Source organism: Tardiphaga sp. (assembly GCF_041424195.1).
Classification (GTDB): Bacteria; Pseudomonadota; Alphaproteobacteria; order Rhizobiales; family Xanthobacteraceae; genus Tardiphaga.
Window position 1 is genome coordinate 1 of the sequence record NZ_JBGMOE010000040.1, and the last position, 16021, is coordinate 16021.

General features: G+C 62.2%; 15 protein-coding genes and 1 pseudogene. 10 read left to right on the plus strand and 6 right to left on the minus strand.

The features are described from left to right. A partial coding sequence (locus ACEK02_RS05895) for a glutamine synthetase beta-grasp domain-containing protein (protein ID WP_371420869.1) occupies window positions 1–680 on the minus strand: 680 nt, incomplete at its 3' end. Between the two features lie 516 nt (window positions 681–1196). Here ACEK02_RS05895 and ACEK02_RS05900 point away from each other — a divergent pair. Next, window positions 1197–1394, plus strand: coding sequence for a DUF2735 domain-containing protein (locus ACEK02_RS05900; RefSeq protein WP_371420883.1), 198 nt, complete (start codon window positions 1197–1199; stop codon window positions 1392–1394). A gap of 107 nt (window positions 1395–1501) precedes the next feature. On the opposite strand, the gene ACEK02_RS05905 is transcribed toward ACEK02_RS05900, so the two are convergent. From ACEK02_RS05905 to ACEK02_RS05915, 3 genes are all read right to left on the minus strand, one after another. After that, a complete protein-coding gene (locus ACEK02_RS05905; RefSeq protein WP_371420870.1) occupies window positions 1502–2443 on the minus strand; it encodes a glutaminase in 942 nt (313 codons plus the stop codon). Window positions 2444–2469: 26 nt separating this feature from the next. Continuing rightward, window positions 2470–2871, minus strand: a complete 402-nt coding sequence (locus ACEK02_RS05910; protein WP_371420871.1) for an MAPEG family protein — start codon at window positions 2869–2871, stop codon at window positions 2470–2472. Between the two features lie 148 nt (window positions 2872–3019). Further along, entirely contained in the window at window positions 3020–4855 is a 1836-nt protein-coding gene (locus ACEK02_RS05915; RefSeq protein WP_371420872.1) for a PHA/PHB synthase family protein, read from the minus strand. A 260-nt stretch (window positions 4856–5115) separates the two neighbouring features. Between ACEK02_RS05915 and ACEK02_RS05920 the strand changes: the two genes are divergently transcribed. From ACEK02_RS05920 to recJ, 7 genes are all read left to right on the plus strand, one after another. After that, complete coding sequence (locus tag ACEK02_RS05920) at window positions 5116–5436, plus strand: hypothetical protein (RefSeq protein WP_371420873.1); 321 nt, start codon at window positions 5116–5118, stop codon at window positions 5434–5436. A gap of 93 nt (window positions 5437–5529) precedes the next feature. After that, window positions 5530–6750, plus strand: a complete 1221-nt coding sequence (locus tag ACEK02_RS05925; protein ID WP_371420874.1) for an LL-diaminopimelate aminotransferase — start codon at window positions 5530–5532, stop codon at window positions 6748–6750. Between the two features lie 77 nt (window positions 6751–6827). Beyond that, window positions 6828–8150: a homoserine dehydrogenase gene (locus ACEK02_RS05930; protein WP_371420875.1), complete on the plus strand. Its 1323-nt coding sequence runs from the start codon at window positions 6828–6830 to the stop codon at window positions 8148–8150. 75 nt (window positions 8151–8225) lie between these two features. Continuing rightward, on the plus strand, window positions 8226–9224 hold the full coding sequence (gene glpX / locus ACEK02_RS05935) for a class II fructose-bisphosphatase (RefSeq protein WP_371420876.1): 999 nt from the start codon (window positions 8226–8228) through the stop codon (window positions 9222–9224). A gap of 10 nt (window positions 9225–9234) precedes the next feature. Continuing rightward, window positions 9235–9687, plus strand: coding sequence for an N-acetyltransferase family protein (locus ACEK02_RS05940; protein WP_371420877.1), 453 nt, complete (start codon window positions 9235–9237; stop codon window positions 9685–9687). Window positions 9688–9869: 182 nt separating this feature from the next. After that, the gene (locus ACEK02_RS05945; protein WP_371420878.1) at window positions 9870–10589 is read left to right on the plus strand and encodes a haloacid dehalogenase type II; all 720 of its coding nucleotides are present in this window, start codon (window positions 9870–9872) and stop codon (window positions 10587–10589) included. A 48-nt stretch (window positions 10590–10637) separates the two neighbouring features. Continuing rightward, window positions 10638–12476 (plus strand): single-stranded-DNA-specific exonuclease RecJ, encoded by a 1839-nt coding sequence (gene recJ / locus ACEK02_RS05950; protein WP_371420879.1) that lies wholly within the window; start codon window positions 10638–10640, stop codon window positions 12474–12476. Between the two features lie 2 nt (window positions 12477–12478). Here recJ and ACEK02_RS05955 read toward each other — a convergent pair whose 3' ends face one another. After that, window positions 12479–13708, minus strand: coding sequence for a lytic murein transglycosylase (locus ACEK02_RS05955; protein WP_371420880.1), 1230 nt, complete (start codon window positions 13706–13708; stop codon window positions 12479–12481). A gap of 180 nt (window positions 13709–13888) precedes the next feature. Further along, on the minus strand, window positions 13889–14455 hold the full coding sequence (gene efp / locus ACEK02_RS05960; RefSeq protein WP_371420881.1) for an elongation factor P: 567 nt from the start codon (window positions 14453–14455) through the stop codon (window positions 13889–13891). A gap of 138 nt (window positions 14456–14593) precedes the next feature. Here efp and epmA point away from each other — a divergent pair, with 138 nt between their 5' ends. Together epmA and ACEK02_RS05970 are read left to right on the plus strand one after the other, a co-directional pair. Continuing rightward, the gene (gene epmA, locus ACEK02_RS05965) at window positions 14594–15646 is read left to right on the plus strand and encodes an EF-P lysine aminoacylase EpmA (protein WP_371420882.1); all 1053 of its coding nucleotides are present in this window, start codon (window positions 14594–14596) and stop codon (window positions 15644–15646) included. Then, window positions 15643–16021: pseudogene (locus tag ACEK02_RS05970) on the plus strand (lysine 2,3-aminomutase); the annotation flags it as partial. The gene epmA and the pseudogene ACEK02_RS05970, both read left to right, overlap by 4 nt.

The window sequence follows — 16021 nt, forward strand, 5'->3', positions numbered from 1 at the left end:
GAGCCGTTCCAGTCGGTGTCGCCGAGCGGCTTGCAGTGGAATTCGATGTCGATGCCGTACTTCTCGGTCAGGCGCAGCATCAGGTAGCGGGCCATCCACATTTCGTCAGCGGCCTTCTTGGAGCCCTTGCCGAAGATCTGGAATTCCCACTGGCCCTTCGCCACTTCGGCGTTGATGCCTTCGTGGTTGATGCCGGCTTCGAGGCAGAGGTCGAGATGTTCTTCGACGATCTCACGGGCGATCGAGCCGACATTCTTGAAACCGACGCCGGTATAATACGGACCCTGCGGAGCCGGGTAACCAGCCTCCGGGAAGCCGAGCGGACGGCCGTTCTCGTAGAAGAAGTATTCCTGCTCGAAACCGAACCATGCGCCGGGATCGTCGAGGACGGTCGCGCGCCGGTTGGTCGGGTGCGGGGTGACGCCATCGGGCATCATGACTTCGCACATCACCAGGGCGCCGTTCTCACGGGCCGCATCGGGATAGATCGCAACCGGCTTCAGCACGCAATCCGAGCTGTGGCCTTCAGCCTGCATGGTCGACGAACCGTCGAAGCCCCACAGCGGGAGCTGCTCGAGGGTCGGGAAATCTTCGAATTCCTTGATCTGCGTCTTGCCACGCAGGTTCGGAACCGGCGTGTAACCGTCGAGCCAAATGTACTCGAGCTTATACTTTGTCATGCGGGTCTCTCATGAGTTGGCGATGCGTAGGGCGTGAGCCCTGAGCTTGCCGGCGGGCGGACGCAAAATCCGCCCCCAGCGGCACAGCTTATAAAGCACGTAATATGCCAATTTGCCGCGATGCAACCGTCCGCGTCGTAAAAAGGTCATGTCGCGTGGAATGCCGATCTGGCACGGCCAGAAGCAGCGCCGTCGCGCGCTCGAATCGGCGTTACTTTCGCGATTTTTAGCCCAAAGGCCCTCGGTTGCTCCGGAGCGCCATGCACAATCCTGGTGCACGCGATATTTTCCCGGAACTTTTCTGCCTTTCAAGCGCTCATTTGACGGTTGAGCGGTCGACATGTCGCAGCCAAAACCTGCGCGCCAAAGGCGCATTGGCCCCTTGTGCGCATATTGTCGGCATTCATCTGCTTTTTATGGAGCAATCGGCACAAAAGAAGTGCGCCGATGTTACAATCCGACCCTGACGTGAAAAACGCAGAGCGAAAAGCTGATCAGGAAGGAAAAGTGAGCGTTATGACGACAAATATTCCGCATCAACACACTGCCAAAATCTACCGGTTTCCGGTGGGCGGCCGTGCCTCGGTCGGCCCGCGCCGGCTGGACAGCAGGCCGAGCCTGTTCCGGATGCCGCAGACCGCTCCGGTCGTTGCGGTTGACGGCTGGTACCACGAGGCTGCCATCCAGGACGCCAAGCGGACCACCGAACACTAATGGTAGGCATCAGGCAGCGACGCCGCGCAGCGCGCGGGAGATTTGAAGTGATTGAGGGTCGAAACAACGATGTTTCGGCCCTCTTTTTATGGCTGCTTTGACAGGCGTCAGACGCCGAAGATCGACCAGCCGAGCCGCTTCGTGAGCGCTTCCAGCGCAACGCGGCCGAGATGCGAATTGCCGTGCTTGTCGAGGCCCGGCGCCCAGACTGCGATCGACGCCTTGCCGGGAGCGACAGCGATGATGCCGCCGCCGACGCCGCTCTTGCCGGGCAGGCCGACACGATAGGCGAACTCGCCCGAGCCGTCATAATGACCGCACATCAGCATCAGCGCGTTGATACGGCGCGCGCGCTCCGAGGACACCACCGAGAGGCCGGTCGAGGGATTGCGGCCGGAGTAAGCGAGATAGCGTGTGGCCATTGCCAGTTGGCGGCACGACATCGCGATCGCGCAGTGATGGAAATAGACGCCGAGTGTGAAGTCGACGGGATTTTCGACCACGCCAAACGACTTCATGTAATTGGCCAGCGCGGTGTTGCGAAAGCCGGTGCGTTTCTCGGACGCTGCGACCGTCTCATCGATGACGATGGAGCTGTCGCCGGACAGAAACTGCATGAAGCGCAGGATTTCGCCGATAGCCTCGCGTGGCTGATGGCTGGACAGGATGACATCGGTGACAGCGATGGCGCCGGCATTGATGAAGGGGTTACGTGGCACGCCGCGCTCGCGTTCGAGCTGGACGATGGAGTTGAACGGATTGCCCGAGGGCTCGCGGCCGACATGTTTCCAGAGTCGGTCGCCGACCATGCCGAGCGCCAAGGTGAGTGTGAAAACCTTCGAGATACTCTGGATCGAGAACGGCACATCGGCATCGCCCGCGGCCGCAACCTGGCCATCGGCATCGATGACCACAAGCCCGAACTGGTTGGGATCGATGCCGGCGAGCTCCGGAATATAGCTCGCGACCTCGCCGCGGTCGGTCCGCTGCGCCATCTCGTCGGCGATCTCATTGACGATCAATTGAAGATCGGGGCCAGCGTGGCTCATTGCAAATCGATCAGGCGAGGGTGTCGTCAGTACGAAATCCGCAGGATCGCAACGGCGAGCACGGCCTGGGCGAAGAAGCCGACGAGGAAGGCCAGCGTGCGGAACACCGGCAGCCCCAGTGTGTAAACGACCAGATGCACGACGCGCGACCAGAAATAGACGGCGCAGGCCAGAACAGTGGTCGGGGTCGAAACGTCCGCAGCGTTCAGGATCAACACCAGCGGAGCAAAGACGATGAGGTTCTCGACCGCGTTGTCATGGGCGAACAGCAGCCGGTTGGCCCAGTCGGCCAGAGGCTTGTCATTACGCGACGGGTTGGCCATCGCGCCGGTCACGCCGCGGACCACGATGCGGTTCAGCACATAGGGCACCCAGAGCAGGCCGGTGAGAATCACGGTCAGCGTCAGCCAGAACAATTCACGCGTCATCCGGGTATCCTTTCGGTCGAAATTTCCGCGGAAAACGCGGAGATGGTCATGCAAAACACGCACGCCGCAAGTGGGGTGCGATGCGCGTTGGCTCAAACCATAAACGTTTGCTGTGACAACGCCAACTGAGCGCGGAGGAGGCGAGCTGTTACGCTCGCACCCGCACGTAACTGCCCGGGGCGTCTTCGAGCGCGGGGAAGGCGTCGGTGCCGACCTGCCGGGCCGGAACCTCTTCGCCATCGATACCGGCGAGCCACTCGCGCCAGTTCGGCCACCACGAGCCTGCATGTTCCTGCGCGGTTTTCATCCAGTCGGCAAGATCGGTGACGTGGGCGTTGTCATTGATCCAGTACTGGTACTTGCCGGAGGCCGGTGGATTGACCACGCCGGCGATATGGCCGGAGCCGGACAGCACATATTTCACCGGGCCGCCGAAGAATTGCGAGCCGTACAGCACCGACTGGGCCGGCGCGATGTGATCCTCGCGGGTGGCGAGATTGTAGATGGGCACCTTGACCTTGGAGAGGTCGAGCCTTGTGTTGTCGAGGATCATGTTGCCGGTCGAGAGCTTGTTCTCGAGATAGCAATTGCGCAGATAGAATGAGTGGTTCGCCGCCGGCATCCGCGTCGCATCCGAATTCCAGTGCAGCAGATCGAAGGCCGAAGGCGGCTTGCCCTTGAGGTAGTTGTTGACCACGTAGGACCAGATCAGGTCGTTGGAGCGCAGCATGTTGAAGGCCATGGCCATCTTGCTGCCTTCCAGCACACCCGCCGCCTGCATGTCCTTTTCCAGCGCCGAAATCTGATCCTCATCGACGAAGACCATGAGGTCGCCGGCATGGGTGAAGTCGACTTGCGCAGCCAGGAATGTCGCCGAGGCCACGCGCACGCGGCGCTTTTCGGCGAGCCAGGCCAGCGTCGAGGCGAGCAGGGTGCCGCCGACGCAATAGCCGATGGTGTGGACCGTCATCTCGCCGGTGACCTGCTCGATGACGTCCATCGCGGCCAGTGGACCTTCCTTCATATAGTCGTCGAAGGTCTTGGCGCCGAGGCGCTTGTCCGGATTGACCCAGGAGATCACGAATACCGAGATGCCCTGATCGACGGCCCACTTGATGAAGGATTTCTCGGGCTTGAGATCGAGGATGTAGAACTTGTTGATCCAGGGCGGCACGATCAGGAGCGGCGTGCGCAGCACGTTCTCGGTTGCCGGCTGATACTGGATGAGCTGCATCACCTCGTTCTGGAAGATCACCTTGCCCGGCGTCGTCGCCATGTTGACGCCGACTTCGAGATTCTTCGGGTCGGACTGGCGAATGCGCAGCGAGCCTTTGCCGGCTTCGATGTCTTCGGCCAGCATGGTCATGCCGCGCATCAGATTGCTGCCGTTCGACATCACCGTCTCGCGTAGCACTTCCGGATTGGTCAGCACGAAATTCGATGGCGCCATCGCATTGGTAATCTGCTGGACATAGAACTCCGCCTTCTTGCGGGTGTGTGCATCCAGACCTTCAGCATTCTTGACGAGATCGTGGGCCCATTGCGTGGTCAGCAGATAGGCCTGCATGACGAAGTCGAAGAACTGGTTCGATTTCCATTCGGGATCGCTGAAGCGCTTGTCGCGTGGCGGCGCCTCGATGGCGGGCAAGGTGGCTTCCCCGACCATCCGGCGCATCGCTGAGCCCCAGAGGTCGAGATAGGCCTTGCCAAGTTTCATCTGCAATTCGGCGGCGCGCTTGTCGTCGGACAGCCAGTAATTGGCGACGACGCTGAAGGTCTTGATCAGCTCCGTCAGTTCGTTCGGCGGCTTGTCGACGGTCTCGCCGGTCTGGCGTGACTGCAGATAGGCGGACAAGGCCTTGCCGCCATTTTCCATCGCCTTGGCCAGGTTGAGCGCAAAAGCTTCGGGATTGAACGGCTTGGCGGACGCGTCGCCCGAGGTCTTGTCGTCAGCAGCTTTGGCGTCGGCGGCAACTTCGGTCATGGCGCAACAACAGCTTTATTCCAGTCGGGCAACGGTAAGTCACCACGCAAATCAATGATGGCACAGTTCGTGGATTGTCGCAGGATTCGATGTGCTGCACTGCGTCATGTCTTCGGATTTGGGTCTTGCTTCCGTCATATTGAAGATCCAAGCCTGCAGCTTGTTCTCCCGGCATTAATCGTTTGTGGCCAGATTGGTTGGATGGTGCGCTGCGATAGGGATAAAATCGATTCTGATGCGATGTGATACAGGGTTGTGGCGTGACGCGTAGAGGGACATTCACGGCGATAGGTGGTCGCACCGGACGGGTGGCGAGAGTGGTCGCCCTGCTGGCGCTGGGGCTTGGCGCGCCTCTTGGCGGCTGCGCCTCGACCATCGCCGACATGCCCATGGTCGGCACGCCCGCGGGCGCTCCGGCGCGGCCGGCCGAGGTGGGGACCTATCTGCCGGTTCACGACCTGCCGACTACCCGCGAAGGCACCGCCATGGCGCCGGCGGACCAGGCCAAGATGCAGGCCGAATTGACCGCCGCCCGCGACCGCCAGGCCGTCGTACTGCCGGCTAAACCGGCAGCCAAATAGTCAAAACTGCCTGTCGTGACTGGTGTCACCGGGCTTCCGTGATAAAAAGAAGCGATTCAACCGCATGATGAAGCGGTTCTGGAGCCAAATCCCATGGAAGAATTCTACCGCATCCGCCGATTGCCGCCCTATGTGTTCGAACAGGTCAACCGGGCCAAAGCCGCCGCGCGGAACGCTGGCGCCGACATTATTGACCTCGGCATGGGCAATCCGGATCTGGCGACCCCGCCCCATGTGATCGAGAAGCTCAAGGAAACCCTGGGCAAGCCGCGCACCGACCGCTATTCGGCCTCGAAGGGCATCACCGGGCTACGCAAGGCCCAGGCCGGCTATTACGAGCGCCGGTTTGGCGTGAAGCTCAATCCCGACACCCAGGTGGTGGCGACGCTGGGCTCCAAGGAAGGCTTCGCCAACGTCGCCCAGGCAATCACTGCGCCCGGCGATGTCGTGCTGTGCCCGAATCCAAGCTATCCGATCCATGCATTCGGCTTCCTGATGGCGGGCGGCGTGATCCGCTCGGTGCCGTCCGAGCCGACCCCGGATTTCTTTGCCGCCGTCGAGCGCGCCATCATCCATTCGATCCCGAAGCCGATCGCGCTGATCGTCTGCTATCCGTCGAATCCGACGGCGCAGGTGGCGAGCCTCGATTTCTACAAGGACCTCGTCGCCTTCGCGAAAAAGCACGAGATCTACATTCTTTCGGACCTCGCTTATGCCGAGGTCTATTTCGACGACAAGAATCCGCCGCCCTCGGCGCTGCAGGTACCCGGCGCCATGGACGTCACCGTCGAATTCACCTCGATGTCGAAGACCTTCTCGATGGCCGGCTGGCGCATGGGCTTTGCGGTCGGCAACGAGCGCATCATTGCCGCGCTGACGCGGGTGAAATCCTATTTGGACTACGGCGCGTTCACGCCCGTGCAGGTCGCGGCGACTGCTGCGCTGAATGGCCCGGACGATTGCATTCGCGAGATGCGCGATGTCTATCGCAAGCGCCGCGATGCCATGGTGGAATCCTTTGGTCGGGCCGGCTGGGACATTCCGCCGCCATCGGCGTCGATGTTCGCCTGGGCGCCGCTACCTGAGAAATTCCGCGAAGTTGGCAGCATGCAGTTTGCAACGCTTCTCGTTGAAAAGTCGGGCGTGGTGGTATCTCCCGGCGTCGCCTTCGGCGAGCATGGCGAAGGTTACGTCCGTATCGCCATGGTCGAGAATGAACAGCGCATTCGCCAGGCTGCCCGCGGCATTCGCCGCTTCCTTGAAAGCGGTCTCGAAACGTTGCACAACGTGGTTCCTCTCGCCAACCGGCGATAGGCGTGATCCCCGAAAACCGGCAACCGGTTTTCGGACCGGTCATCGCTCAACAAGAATTCCGACAGGTCTGAAGCTTAATGGTCGCACCCCTCAAAGTGGGTATCGCGGGACTCGGCACCGTTGGTGCCGAAGTCGTCCGTCTCATCGAACAGCAGAACTCGATTTTGGCCGCGCGCTGCGGTCGTGGCGTCAAGGTGGTTGCTGTCACCGCGCGCTCCAAGACCAAGAAGCGCGGCGTCGATCTGCGCGGCATCGACTGGATGAAGGATCCGCTGGCGGTTGCGCAGCATCCGGACGTCGAATGCTTCGTCGAACTGATGGGCGGCGTCGGCGATCCCGCACTGTCGTCGATCGAGGCGGCGCTCAGAGCCGGCAAGTCGGTCGTCACCGCCAACAAGGCGCTGATTGCCAAGCATGGCCTGAAGCTCGCGGCGTCGGCCGAGAAGCATGGCGGCGCGCTGAACTACGAGGCCGCTGTCGCCGGCGCCATTCCGATCATCAAGACCATCCGTGAAGGTCTCGCCGGCACCGATATCAATCGCGTCTACGGTATCCTCAACGGCACCTGCAACTACATCCTGTCCCGGATGGAGCTGGAGGGCCTGTCCTTCGAGGAATGCCTTAAAGACGCGCAGCGGCTTGGCTATGCCGAGGCCGAGCCGTCCTTCGACGTCGATGGTCATGACACCGCGCAGAAGCTGGCAATTCTCGCCAGCCTCGCATTCGGGACCAAGGTCGCGCAGAGCGCCGTGTCCGTCGAAGGCATCTCGTCGATTGCCGCCGAGGATTTGCGCGCGGCCGCCGAGCTCGGCTATCGCGTGAAGCTGCTGGGCGTTGCCATGCGCACCGCGACGGGCATCGAACAACGCGTGCATCCGACCATGGTGCCGCTGTCATCCTCCATCGCGCAGGTCATGGGCGTCACCAACGCTGTCACCGTCGACGGTGCCGGCATCGCGCCGATCACGCTGGTCGGACCCGGGGCAGGCGGAGCCGCGACAGCATCTGCGGTTCTGGCTGATATTGCCGACGTTGCACGCGGTGTGCGCGCGCTGCCGTTCGGGCGGCCCGTCGATAAACTCAAGGCGACGACCAAGGCCCCGATGGAGCGCCACGAAGGCGGCTACTATATCCGCCTGATGGCGCGTGATCTCGCCGGCACTGCCGCGCGTATCGCAACGCGTCTGGCCGAGCAGAAGATCTCGCTGGAGTCGATCGTTCAGCGGCACCCCAATGGCGGCATAGAGCCAGTCGGCAAGAGCACGAAATCGTCACCGGTGCCTGTTATCCTGATCACCTACGCCACCACCGAAGACGCAATGCGTCGCGCCCTCCAGGCTGTGCAGAGCGACAAGGTGATATCAGGCAAGCCGCAAGTTATCCGGATCGAGAAGAACTAAATCCACGCGTTGAGAGTTGTACTGGATCACCCGATCCCCAGGGATTACCCGATCCGCCGTAGAAGGAGTCAGCCGATGTCGACCCATATTACCGTCCCGCCGCAGCAACTGCTCGAGCGCATTCTCACGCTGGAGATCGTTCGCGTGACCGAGCGCGCGGCGGTGTCGGCTGCGCGGTTGCGTGGTCATGGGCAGGAGAAGGCGGCAGATCAGGCAGCGGTCGATGCGATGCGCCGCGAACTCAACAAGATGCCGATCGACGGCACCATCGTGATCGGCGAGGGCGAGCGCGATGAAGCGCCGATGCTCTATATCGGCGAAAAGGTCGGCATCAATGCCGGTCCGAAGGTCGATATTGCGGTCGATCCGCTGGAAGGCACGACGCTGTGCGCCAAGGACATGCCAGGCTCGATCGCCACCATGGCGATGGCCGATGGCGGCACGCTGCTGCACGCGCCCGACGTCTATATGGACAAGATCGCGATCGGTCCGGGCTACGCCAAGAACGTGATCGACATCGACGCATCCCCGGAAGAGAACATCCGGCGCCTCGCCAAGGCCAAGGGGGTGCCGGTATCGGCGATCACGGCCCTCGTGCTCGAGCGGCCGCGGCACGAGGCATTGATTGCAGCAATCCGCTCGACCGGGGCGGCGCTGCGTCTCATTCCGGACGGCGACGTCGCCGGTGTCATCCACACCACCGATCCCGCCAAGTCTGGCATCGACATCTATCTTGGCATTGGCGGCGCACCGGAAGGTGTGCTGGCGGCTGCAGCACTGCGCTGCATTGGCGGCCAGATGCAGACCCGCCTGATCCTCGACACCGAGGAGAAGCGCGAGCGTGCGGCCAAGATGGGCGTCACTGATCCGAAGATGATCTATGGCATCGAGGACATGGCGAAGGGCGACTGTCTGTTTGCCGCCACCGGTGTCACCGATGGGGCCCTGCTGTCGGGCGTCAAGTTCCGCGGCGACGTCATCGAGACCGAGACCATCGTGATGCGTTCGGTCACCGGCACCGTGCGCATTATCAAGGGCGAGCATCGCCAGCTCGAAAAATTCCACCTGGATTGAGTTCAGTCACATGGCGAAGGCGAATGTTGAAATCCGCCCAGTCGGCCCCGATGAGCGGGCTGCCTGGGAGCCGCTGTGGCAGGGCTATCTGACGTTCTACAAGGCGACACTGCCGCAGGTCGCGACCGATACGGCGTGGAAGCGTTTCCACGACGCCAACGAGCAGATGTTCCTGCTCGGCGCCTATGTGGACGGCAAGCTCACCGGCATCGTGCAATTCCTGTATCACCGCTCATCCTGGACGCCTGGCAATTACTGCTATCTGCAGGATCTGTTCGTCGATAACGGCGCGCGTGGGCTCGGTGTCGGCCGCGCCTTGATCGAGGCGGTTTATGCGAAGGCGAAGGCTGATGGCTGCAGCCGGGTGCACTGGCTGACCCAGAACGAGAATGCGCAGGCACGCATTCTGTATGATCAGGTTGCGGATAATTCCGGATTCATGCAGTACCGAAAGATACTCTGAAGCTCACGGCCGTGGGTCGGGGGCGCGAGCGCTCCTTCGCGATCGTGAGCTTCAGCCACCCAATTGGAGTGGTGGGGTACCTCGATGCAGAACACTTCAAGATTCCGGGCTCGCGCTCTCGGCGTCGCCGAGACTGCGCCCCGGAATGACGACCAAGAACAAAAATATTGGGGAGCGATACCATGAGCGACATTTCTGCCGTTAAAGCTCTTGTCTTCGATGTGTTCGGCACCGTGGTGGACTGGCGCTCCAGTCTGATTGCTGACTGTACTTCATTCGGCAAAGCGCGCGGCGTCACGGCTGACTGGACTGCGCTCGTCGATGCCTGGCGGCAGGCCTATATGCCCTCGATGGATGTGGTGCGTCATCACCCCGAGTGCGGCTTCGTCAAGCTCGACACGCTGCATCGGCAATCCCTCGATGTGCTGGTCGCCAAATTCGGCATCAACGGGCTGTCCGATGACGATTTGCATCACATGACACTGGGCTGGCACAGACTGCATCCGTGGGCGGATTCGGTCAGCGGCCTCACCAAGCTGAAGACCAAATACATCATAAGCCCGTTGTCGAACGGCAATGTCGCGCTGCTCACCAACATGGCGAAATTCGCCGGCCTGCCATGGGACCTGATTATGAGCGCAGAATTGTTCGAGCACTACAAGCCCGATCCGCAGGCTTATCTCGGCGCGGCCGCACTGCTCAATCTGAAGCCTGCGGAAGTGATGATGGTGGCTGCGCATAACAGCGATCTCGATGCCGCGCACAAACTTGGCCTGAAGACCGCCTTCGTGCCGCGCGTCACTGAATATGGTCCGCACCAGAACCGCGACTTCAAGGCCGAGGGCCCATGGGACGTAGTGGCCGATGATTTCAACGATCTGGCGAAGCGGATGGGTTGCTGACCGGCTTGGGATTTGCCGAAAGCGGCTGCGCAGCCTATTGCTGATCCCATGACGCCACCGACCATCATTCCCGTCGAATCCCAGCAGGCCTTCCTCGGCGTCAGCGAATCCGCCACAGGGCGGGTCTGGCGTGACCGGGTCGACCAGCGCGGCGCGGCACGGGCACTGGCCATGGTGCAGCGTTTTCAATTGCCGGAAATGTTGGCGCGCCTTCTCGCCGGCCGCAATGTCGAGCTCGACGCCGTCGAGGATTTTCTCGACCCCACCATTCGCAAGCTGATGCCGGATCCGTTCACCATCACGCAGATGGAAGCGGCGGCGAAGCGCATTGCGGATGCCGCGCAGCGCCGCGAGAAGGTGGCGATCTTCGGCGATTACGACGTCGACGGCGCGACCTCGTCGGCGCTGCTGGCCTGGCATCTGCGCCATTGCGGGCTTGATCCGCAGATCCATATTCCCGATCGCATCTTCGAGGGGTACGGCCCCAATGTGGACGCCATCAAGACGCTGGCCGGCAAGGGCGCCACGCTGCTGGTGACTGTCGATTGCGGCACCACAAGCTTCGAACCATTGGCCGAAGCGAAGAAGCTCGGCATGTCCGTGGTCGTCATCGATCACCATCAGACCGGCGAGGAATTGCCTGACGTCGATGCCGTGGTGAACCCGAACCGGCTCGACGATATTTCCGGTCTCGGTCATCTCGCGGCGGTTGGCCTCGTGCTGATCACGCTGGTCGCCGTGAATCGCGAATTGCGCAAGCGGGGCTTCTGGACCGCAGAGATGCCGGAGCCTGATCTGCTCGGCATGCTGCATCACGTCGCGCTCGGCACCGTCGCGGACGTCGCCCCGCTGGTCGGACTGAACCGCGCTTTTGTCGCCAAGGGTCTCATCGCATTGCGTCGCCGCGATCATGTCGGCCATACCGCACTCATGGATGTGGCGCGTTTGAACGGTCCGCCGGAAGCGTGGCATCTCGGTTTCATGCTTGGGCCACGCATTAACGCCGGCGGCCGGATCGGGCGCGCCGATCTCGGCGTGCGGCTGTTGCTTGAGGGCGATATATCCGAAGCCGCGAAGATCGCTGCCGAACTCGATCGGCTGAACATCGAGCGCCGCGTGATCGAGCAGGCCGCAGAAGCGCAGGCTGAAGCGGAGGCGCTGGCGTCATTGGGGCTGGAAGACAAAGGCTCGGTGATCGTGACAGCCAGTGAAGGCTGGCATCCCGGTGTTGTCGGTCTTGTCGCTTCTCGCCTGAAAGAGAAATTCGCACGGCCCGCTTTCGCGATCGCGCTGGAGCCGGGCGGCATCGGCACCGGCTCCGGCCGTTCGATCTCCGGCGTCGATCTCGGCAAGGCCGTGCGGCAGGCGGTCACCGACGGATTGTTGATGAAAGGCGGCGGCCACGCCATGGCGGCGGGCATCACGCTTCGCAAGGAACGGCTCGGCGAATTCCGTGCCTATATCGAAAGCGCGCTGGCCGCGGATGTCGGCAAGTCACGCAACGAAAAAGAACTGTTCATCGACGGCGCCGTCACCGCGCGCGGTGTGACGACTGACCTCGTGAATACGCTCAACCGTGCCGGACCTTTTGGTGCAGCCAATCCCGAGCCGGTGATTGCATTGCCGGCGCATCAGCTCGCGTATGTTGACGAAGTTGGCCAGGCGCATCTGCGACTGCGCTTCAAGGCCAGTGACGGCGCCATGGTCAACGGCATCGCGTTTCGCTCGGTCGGACAGAAGCTCGGCAATGCCCTGCAGGAGAACCGCGGGCAATTGCTACATGTGGCGGGCTCGCTCACCGTCGATCGCTGGCAGGGCGCCGAACGCGTGCAGATGCGGGTGATCGACGTTGCGGTGCCCGATCCCGGGCCGAAGATGATCAGGTAGCTTCACCCGCCCTGGCGCAGACGCGCCAGGACTTTCAGCCCGCCATAGCCGTCCGCCGGCAGCAGGCCCATCTTGGTTTGATAGTCCTTCACGGCCTTCATCGTGTCGTTGCCGACACGGCCGTCAGTGCCGCCGGTGTCGAAGCCCGCGCGGGTGAGGCGGGTCTGCACTTCCTGCACTTCGGCGAGCGTCAGCGCGCGTTCGGAGCCGGGGAACGGTTGGATAAAGGGCGATCCTCCAAGAATGCGATCGCCGAGATGGCAGATTGCCAGTGCGTAGTTCATCGACGGATTGTAGCTGCGCACGGCATAGAAGCCTTGGCCGAGCAGGAAGGCCGGGCCGCCTTGCACCGGCACCCAGAGCTTGGCATTGGCATTGGGCTGCGGGAACGGCTGGCCATCGGCGCGCGTCACGCCGGCAGCGGACCATGCTGCAAAACTGCGATTGCTATCCGATGAGCCAGCGCCGTCGGCGCGGACTTCGTAGCCCCAGTGTTCGCCGCGCGGATATTTGCCGCGATTGACCAGGAAGCGTGCGCTGGAGCCCAGTGCGTCGTCGGGCTTGCCGAACGGCGAGACGCGGCCGTCGTGGTCATAGTCGATGCCGACATTGAGCCAGACCTCGGGCATCCATTGGGTGTGGCCCATGGCACCGGCCCATGAGCCGCGCATCTCGTCCGGGGTGCTCCAGCCCTTGTCGACGATCTTCAGCGCGTTGATCAGCTCGGTTTCCCAATAGGCACGGCGGCGCGGTTCGCGCCACGCCAGTGCCGCGAGCGACGGAAACACCGGACGCATATGGTTCTGCTGCACGATCGGATCGCCATAAGCGGATTCGACGCCCCATAGCGCCAGCAGCGTGCCGCGCTCAACGCCGAAATCGCGCTCGATACGCGCGAACAGTGCCTCGTTCTTCCGTAGCGCTTCCTTACCGGCGATGATGCGCCAGTCGGACGCGCGGCGGTTGACGTATTGCCAGAGCTGCTCGTGAAATTCCGGCTGCTTCTGCATCTTGGTGAACACGGACAAGTCCGGCTCGATGCGGCCCATCACGCGCGCATAGGTCGCGTCAGAGACGCCTTTGGCAATCGCCTTTGCGCGAAAGCCGTCGCGCCACTGATCGAAGCCCGCCGGCGCCGCGAAGGCGGTCGCGGGCATGGCCAACAGCGTGCCGGCACCCAGGCCGGAGCGGAGCAGACTGCGTCGGTCGATCAGGGAATCGCGTCTGGTCATGCCCCACTGTAGCCGCATGATTTGCGCCGTGGCAGGGGCAATGCGTCGCGGCGCGGGACAGACCGCCAACACATTGAAATCACGCATGAAAAAGACCGCCGGAAGCCGTTTTCGGGCCTCCGGCGGTCTAGCGAACAAGATGCGACTGCCTTGCGGCAATCTTGCGATGACCGGGCGCTCTTAGTCCTTGGCGCGTTCGATGTAGGAGCCGTCCTCGATCAGCACCACGATACGGGTGCCGGTGCCGATATGCGGCGGCACGTTGGTGCGCACGCCGTTGGACAGCATTGCCGGCTTGTAGGATGACGAGGCGGTCTGGCCCTTGGTCACCGGCTCGGTATCGACGACTTCGAGGGTCGCGCGCTGTGGCATCTGGATCGCCACCGGAACGAGGCCGTGCAGCGACAGCTTCACGGTCATGTTCTCCTGCAGATAGGGCTCGGCATCGCCGATGACGTCCTTCTGCACCTGAACCTGATCGTAATTGTCGTTGTTCATGAAATGGAAGCCGTCGGCGTCCTTGTAGAGGTAATTGAAGTTCTGGTCTTCAATCGTCGCCTTTTCCACCTGGTCAGTGGTCTTGTAGCGCTCCGAGATCTTCACACCGTCGCTGATTCGGCGCATTTCGATCTGGCTGACCGGGGTTCCCTTGCCGGGGTGGATGTTCTCCGCGGACAGAACCACGTAGAGCTTGCCTTCCTGCTCGATGACGTTGCCCTTGCGAATAGAACTGGCGATGACTTTCACAGATATGTTTCCTAGATTTCAGGCCCGGGACCGATCCGGACGTGTGTGTCCTGTGGCCAGCGAAGCGGTTTCGGGGGGCAACATACTGATTTCACGCGGCGATGCCAGCGTTTTGCAACCCAAAAGGGCCGTTTGCTGATGACTGGAACTAACCGTCCGTCGCCATGGTGGAGCCCGGCGCGGCACCAGGACCGCCGGGGCTTCCTGCTGGCGCGGGGCGCGATCACCGGGGCCATCCGGACGTGGTTCGGCGCCCAAAGCTTTCTGGAGGTCGAGACCGGCATCCTGCAGGTCTCGCCGGGCAACGAGACCCATCTGCACGCGCCAAAAACGGCATTGATCGACCGCGATGGCGAACGTCTCCTGCGGTATCTGCGGACCTCGCCGGAATTCGCCTGCAAGAAACTGCTGGCGGCGGGGGAGAGGAAAATCTTCGAATTCGCGCGGGTGTTTCGCGACCGCGAGCGCGGCGACAAGCACCTGCCTGAATTCACGATGCTGGAATGGTACCGTGCCGAGGAGAGCTACGAGACGGTCATCGCCGATTGCGTGGCGATCATCGCCCATGCTGCGCAGGCGACAGGCATTCGGCAATTCGCCTTTCGCGGTCAGGTTGCCGATCCGTTTGCCGAACCGGAGATGCTGACCGTGGCAGCGGCGTTCACGCGCTTTGCGGATATCGATCTGCTGGCGAGCATCGATGGTGCTGAGGGCAATCGCGACGCGCTGGTGGCTGCCGCGACCGGCAAGGTGCGGATCAGCGACGACGACACGTGGTCGGATATCTTCAGCAAGATTCTGGTAGAATATATCGAGCCACATCTCGGCCAGGGGCGGATGACGGTGCTGTTCGAATATCCGTCGCCTGAGGCGGCATTGGCGCGCACGACAGCGGGCGATCCGCGCGTCGCCGAACGCTTTGAGGTCTATGCCTGCGGCGTCGAACTCGCCAACGGCTTCGGCGAGTTGACCGACGCTGACGAACAGCGCCGACGCTTCGCGGAAGCGATGGATGAAAAAGAGCGTCGCTATGGCGAGCGCTATCCGCTCGACGAAGAATTTCTCGAAGCTGTAGCGGCGATGCCGGCAGCATCGGGCGTTGCCCTCGGCTTCGATCGGCTGGTGATGCTCGCGTCGGGCGCGACGCGGATCGATCAGGTGGTGTGGACGCCGCCGGCAGGTGCATTATGAACCGTCACGTGAAACTTGCGACGACCCTTCGGCAACCCGGTGAGCTCATTGAAAACGGCCTCGCGCCGGCGTCGACACTGGCCGATCTGGAGAAAGTCGCCGCGCGTTATGCCGTCGCGGTGACGCCGGCTGTTGCTGCACTGATCGACAGCAGCGATCCCAACGATCCGATCGCGCGTCAGTACATTCCGAGTGTGGATGAACTGAACGCACAACTGCACGAGAATGCCGATCCGATCGGCGATCACGCCCATGCGCCGATTGACGGCATCGTGCATCGCTATCCCGACCGCGTGTTGTTGAAGCTGGTGCATGTCTGTGCGGTGTATTGCCGGTTCTGCTTCCGCCGCGAGATGGTGGGCCCCGGCAAGGAGA

Bases quoted from the DNA above. Each gene is read 5' to 3' on its own strand.
- ACEK02_RS05905 (WP_371420870.1), bottom strand. From the start codon at position 2,443: ATGAGCCACGCTGGCCCCGATCTTCAATTGATCGTCAATGAGATCGCC.
- ACEK02_RS05925 (WP_371420874.1), top strand. From the start codon at position 5,530: ATGGAAGAATTCTACCGCATCCGCCGATTGCCGCCCTATGTGTTCGAA.
- ACEK02_RS05900 (WP_371420883.1), top strand. From the start codon at position 1,197: ATGACGACAAATATTCCGCATCAACACACTGCCAAAATCTACCGGTTT.
- ACEK02_RS05940 (WP_371420877.1), top strand. From the start codon at position 9,235: ATGGCGAAGGCGAATGTTGAAATCCGCCCAGTCGGCCCCGATGAGCGG.
- ACEK02_RS05915 (WP_371420872.1), bottom strand. From the start codon at position 4,855: ATGACCGAAGTTGCCGCCGACGCCAAAGCTGCTGACGACAAGACCTCG.
- ACEK02_RS05910 (WP_371420871.1), bottom strand. From the start codon at position 2,871: ATGACGCGTGAATTGTTCTGGCTGACGCTGACCGTGATTCTCACCGGC.
- recJ (WP_371420879.1), top strand. From the start codon at position 10,638: ATGACGCCACCGACCATCATTCCCGTCGAATCCCAGCAGGCCTTCCTC.
- epmA (WP_371420882.1), top strand. From the start codon at position 14,594: ATGACTGGAACTAACCGTCCGTCGCCATGGTGGAGCCCGGCGCGGCAC.
- glpX (WP_371420876.1), top strand. From the start codon at position 8,226: ATGTCGACCCATATTACCGTCCCGCCGCAGCAACTGCTCGAGCGCATT.
- ACEK02_RS05955 (WP_371420880.1), bottom strand. From the start codon at position 13,708: ATGACCAGACGCGATTCCCTGATCGACCGACGCAGTCTGCTCCGCTCC.
- ACEK02_RS05930 (WP_371420875.1), top strand. From the start codon at position 6,828: ATGGTCGCACCCCTCAAAGTGGGTATCGCGGGACTCGGCACCGTTGGT.
- ACEK02_RS05945 (WP_371420878.1), top strand. From the start codon at position 9,870: ATGAGCGACATTTCTGCCGTTAAAGCTCTTGTCTTCGATGTGTTCGGC.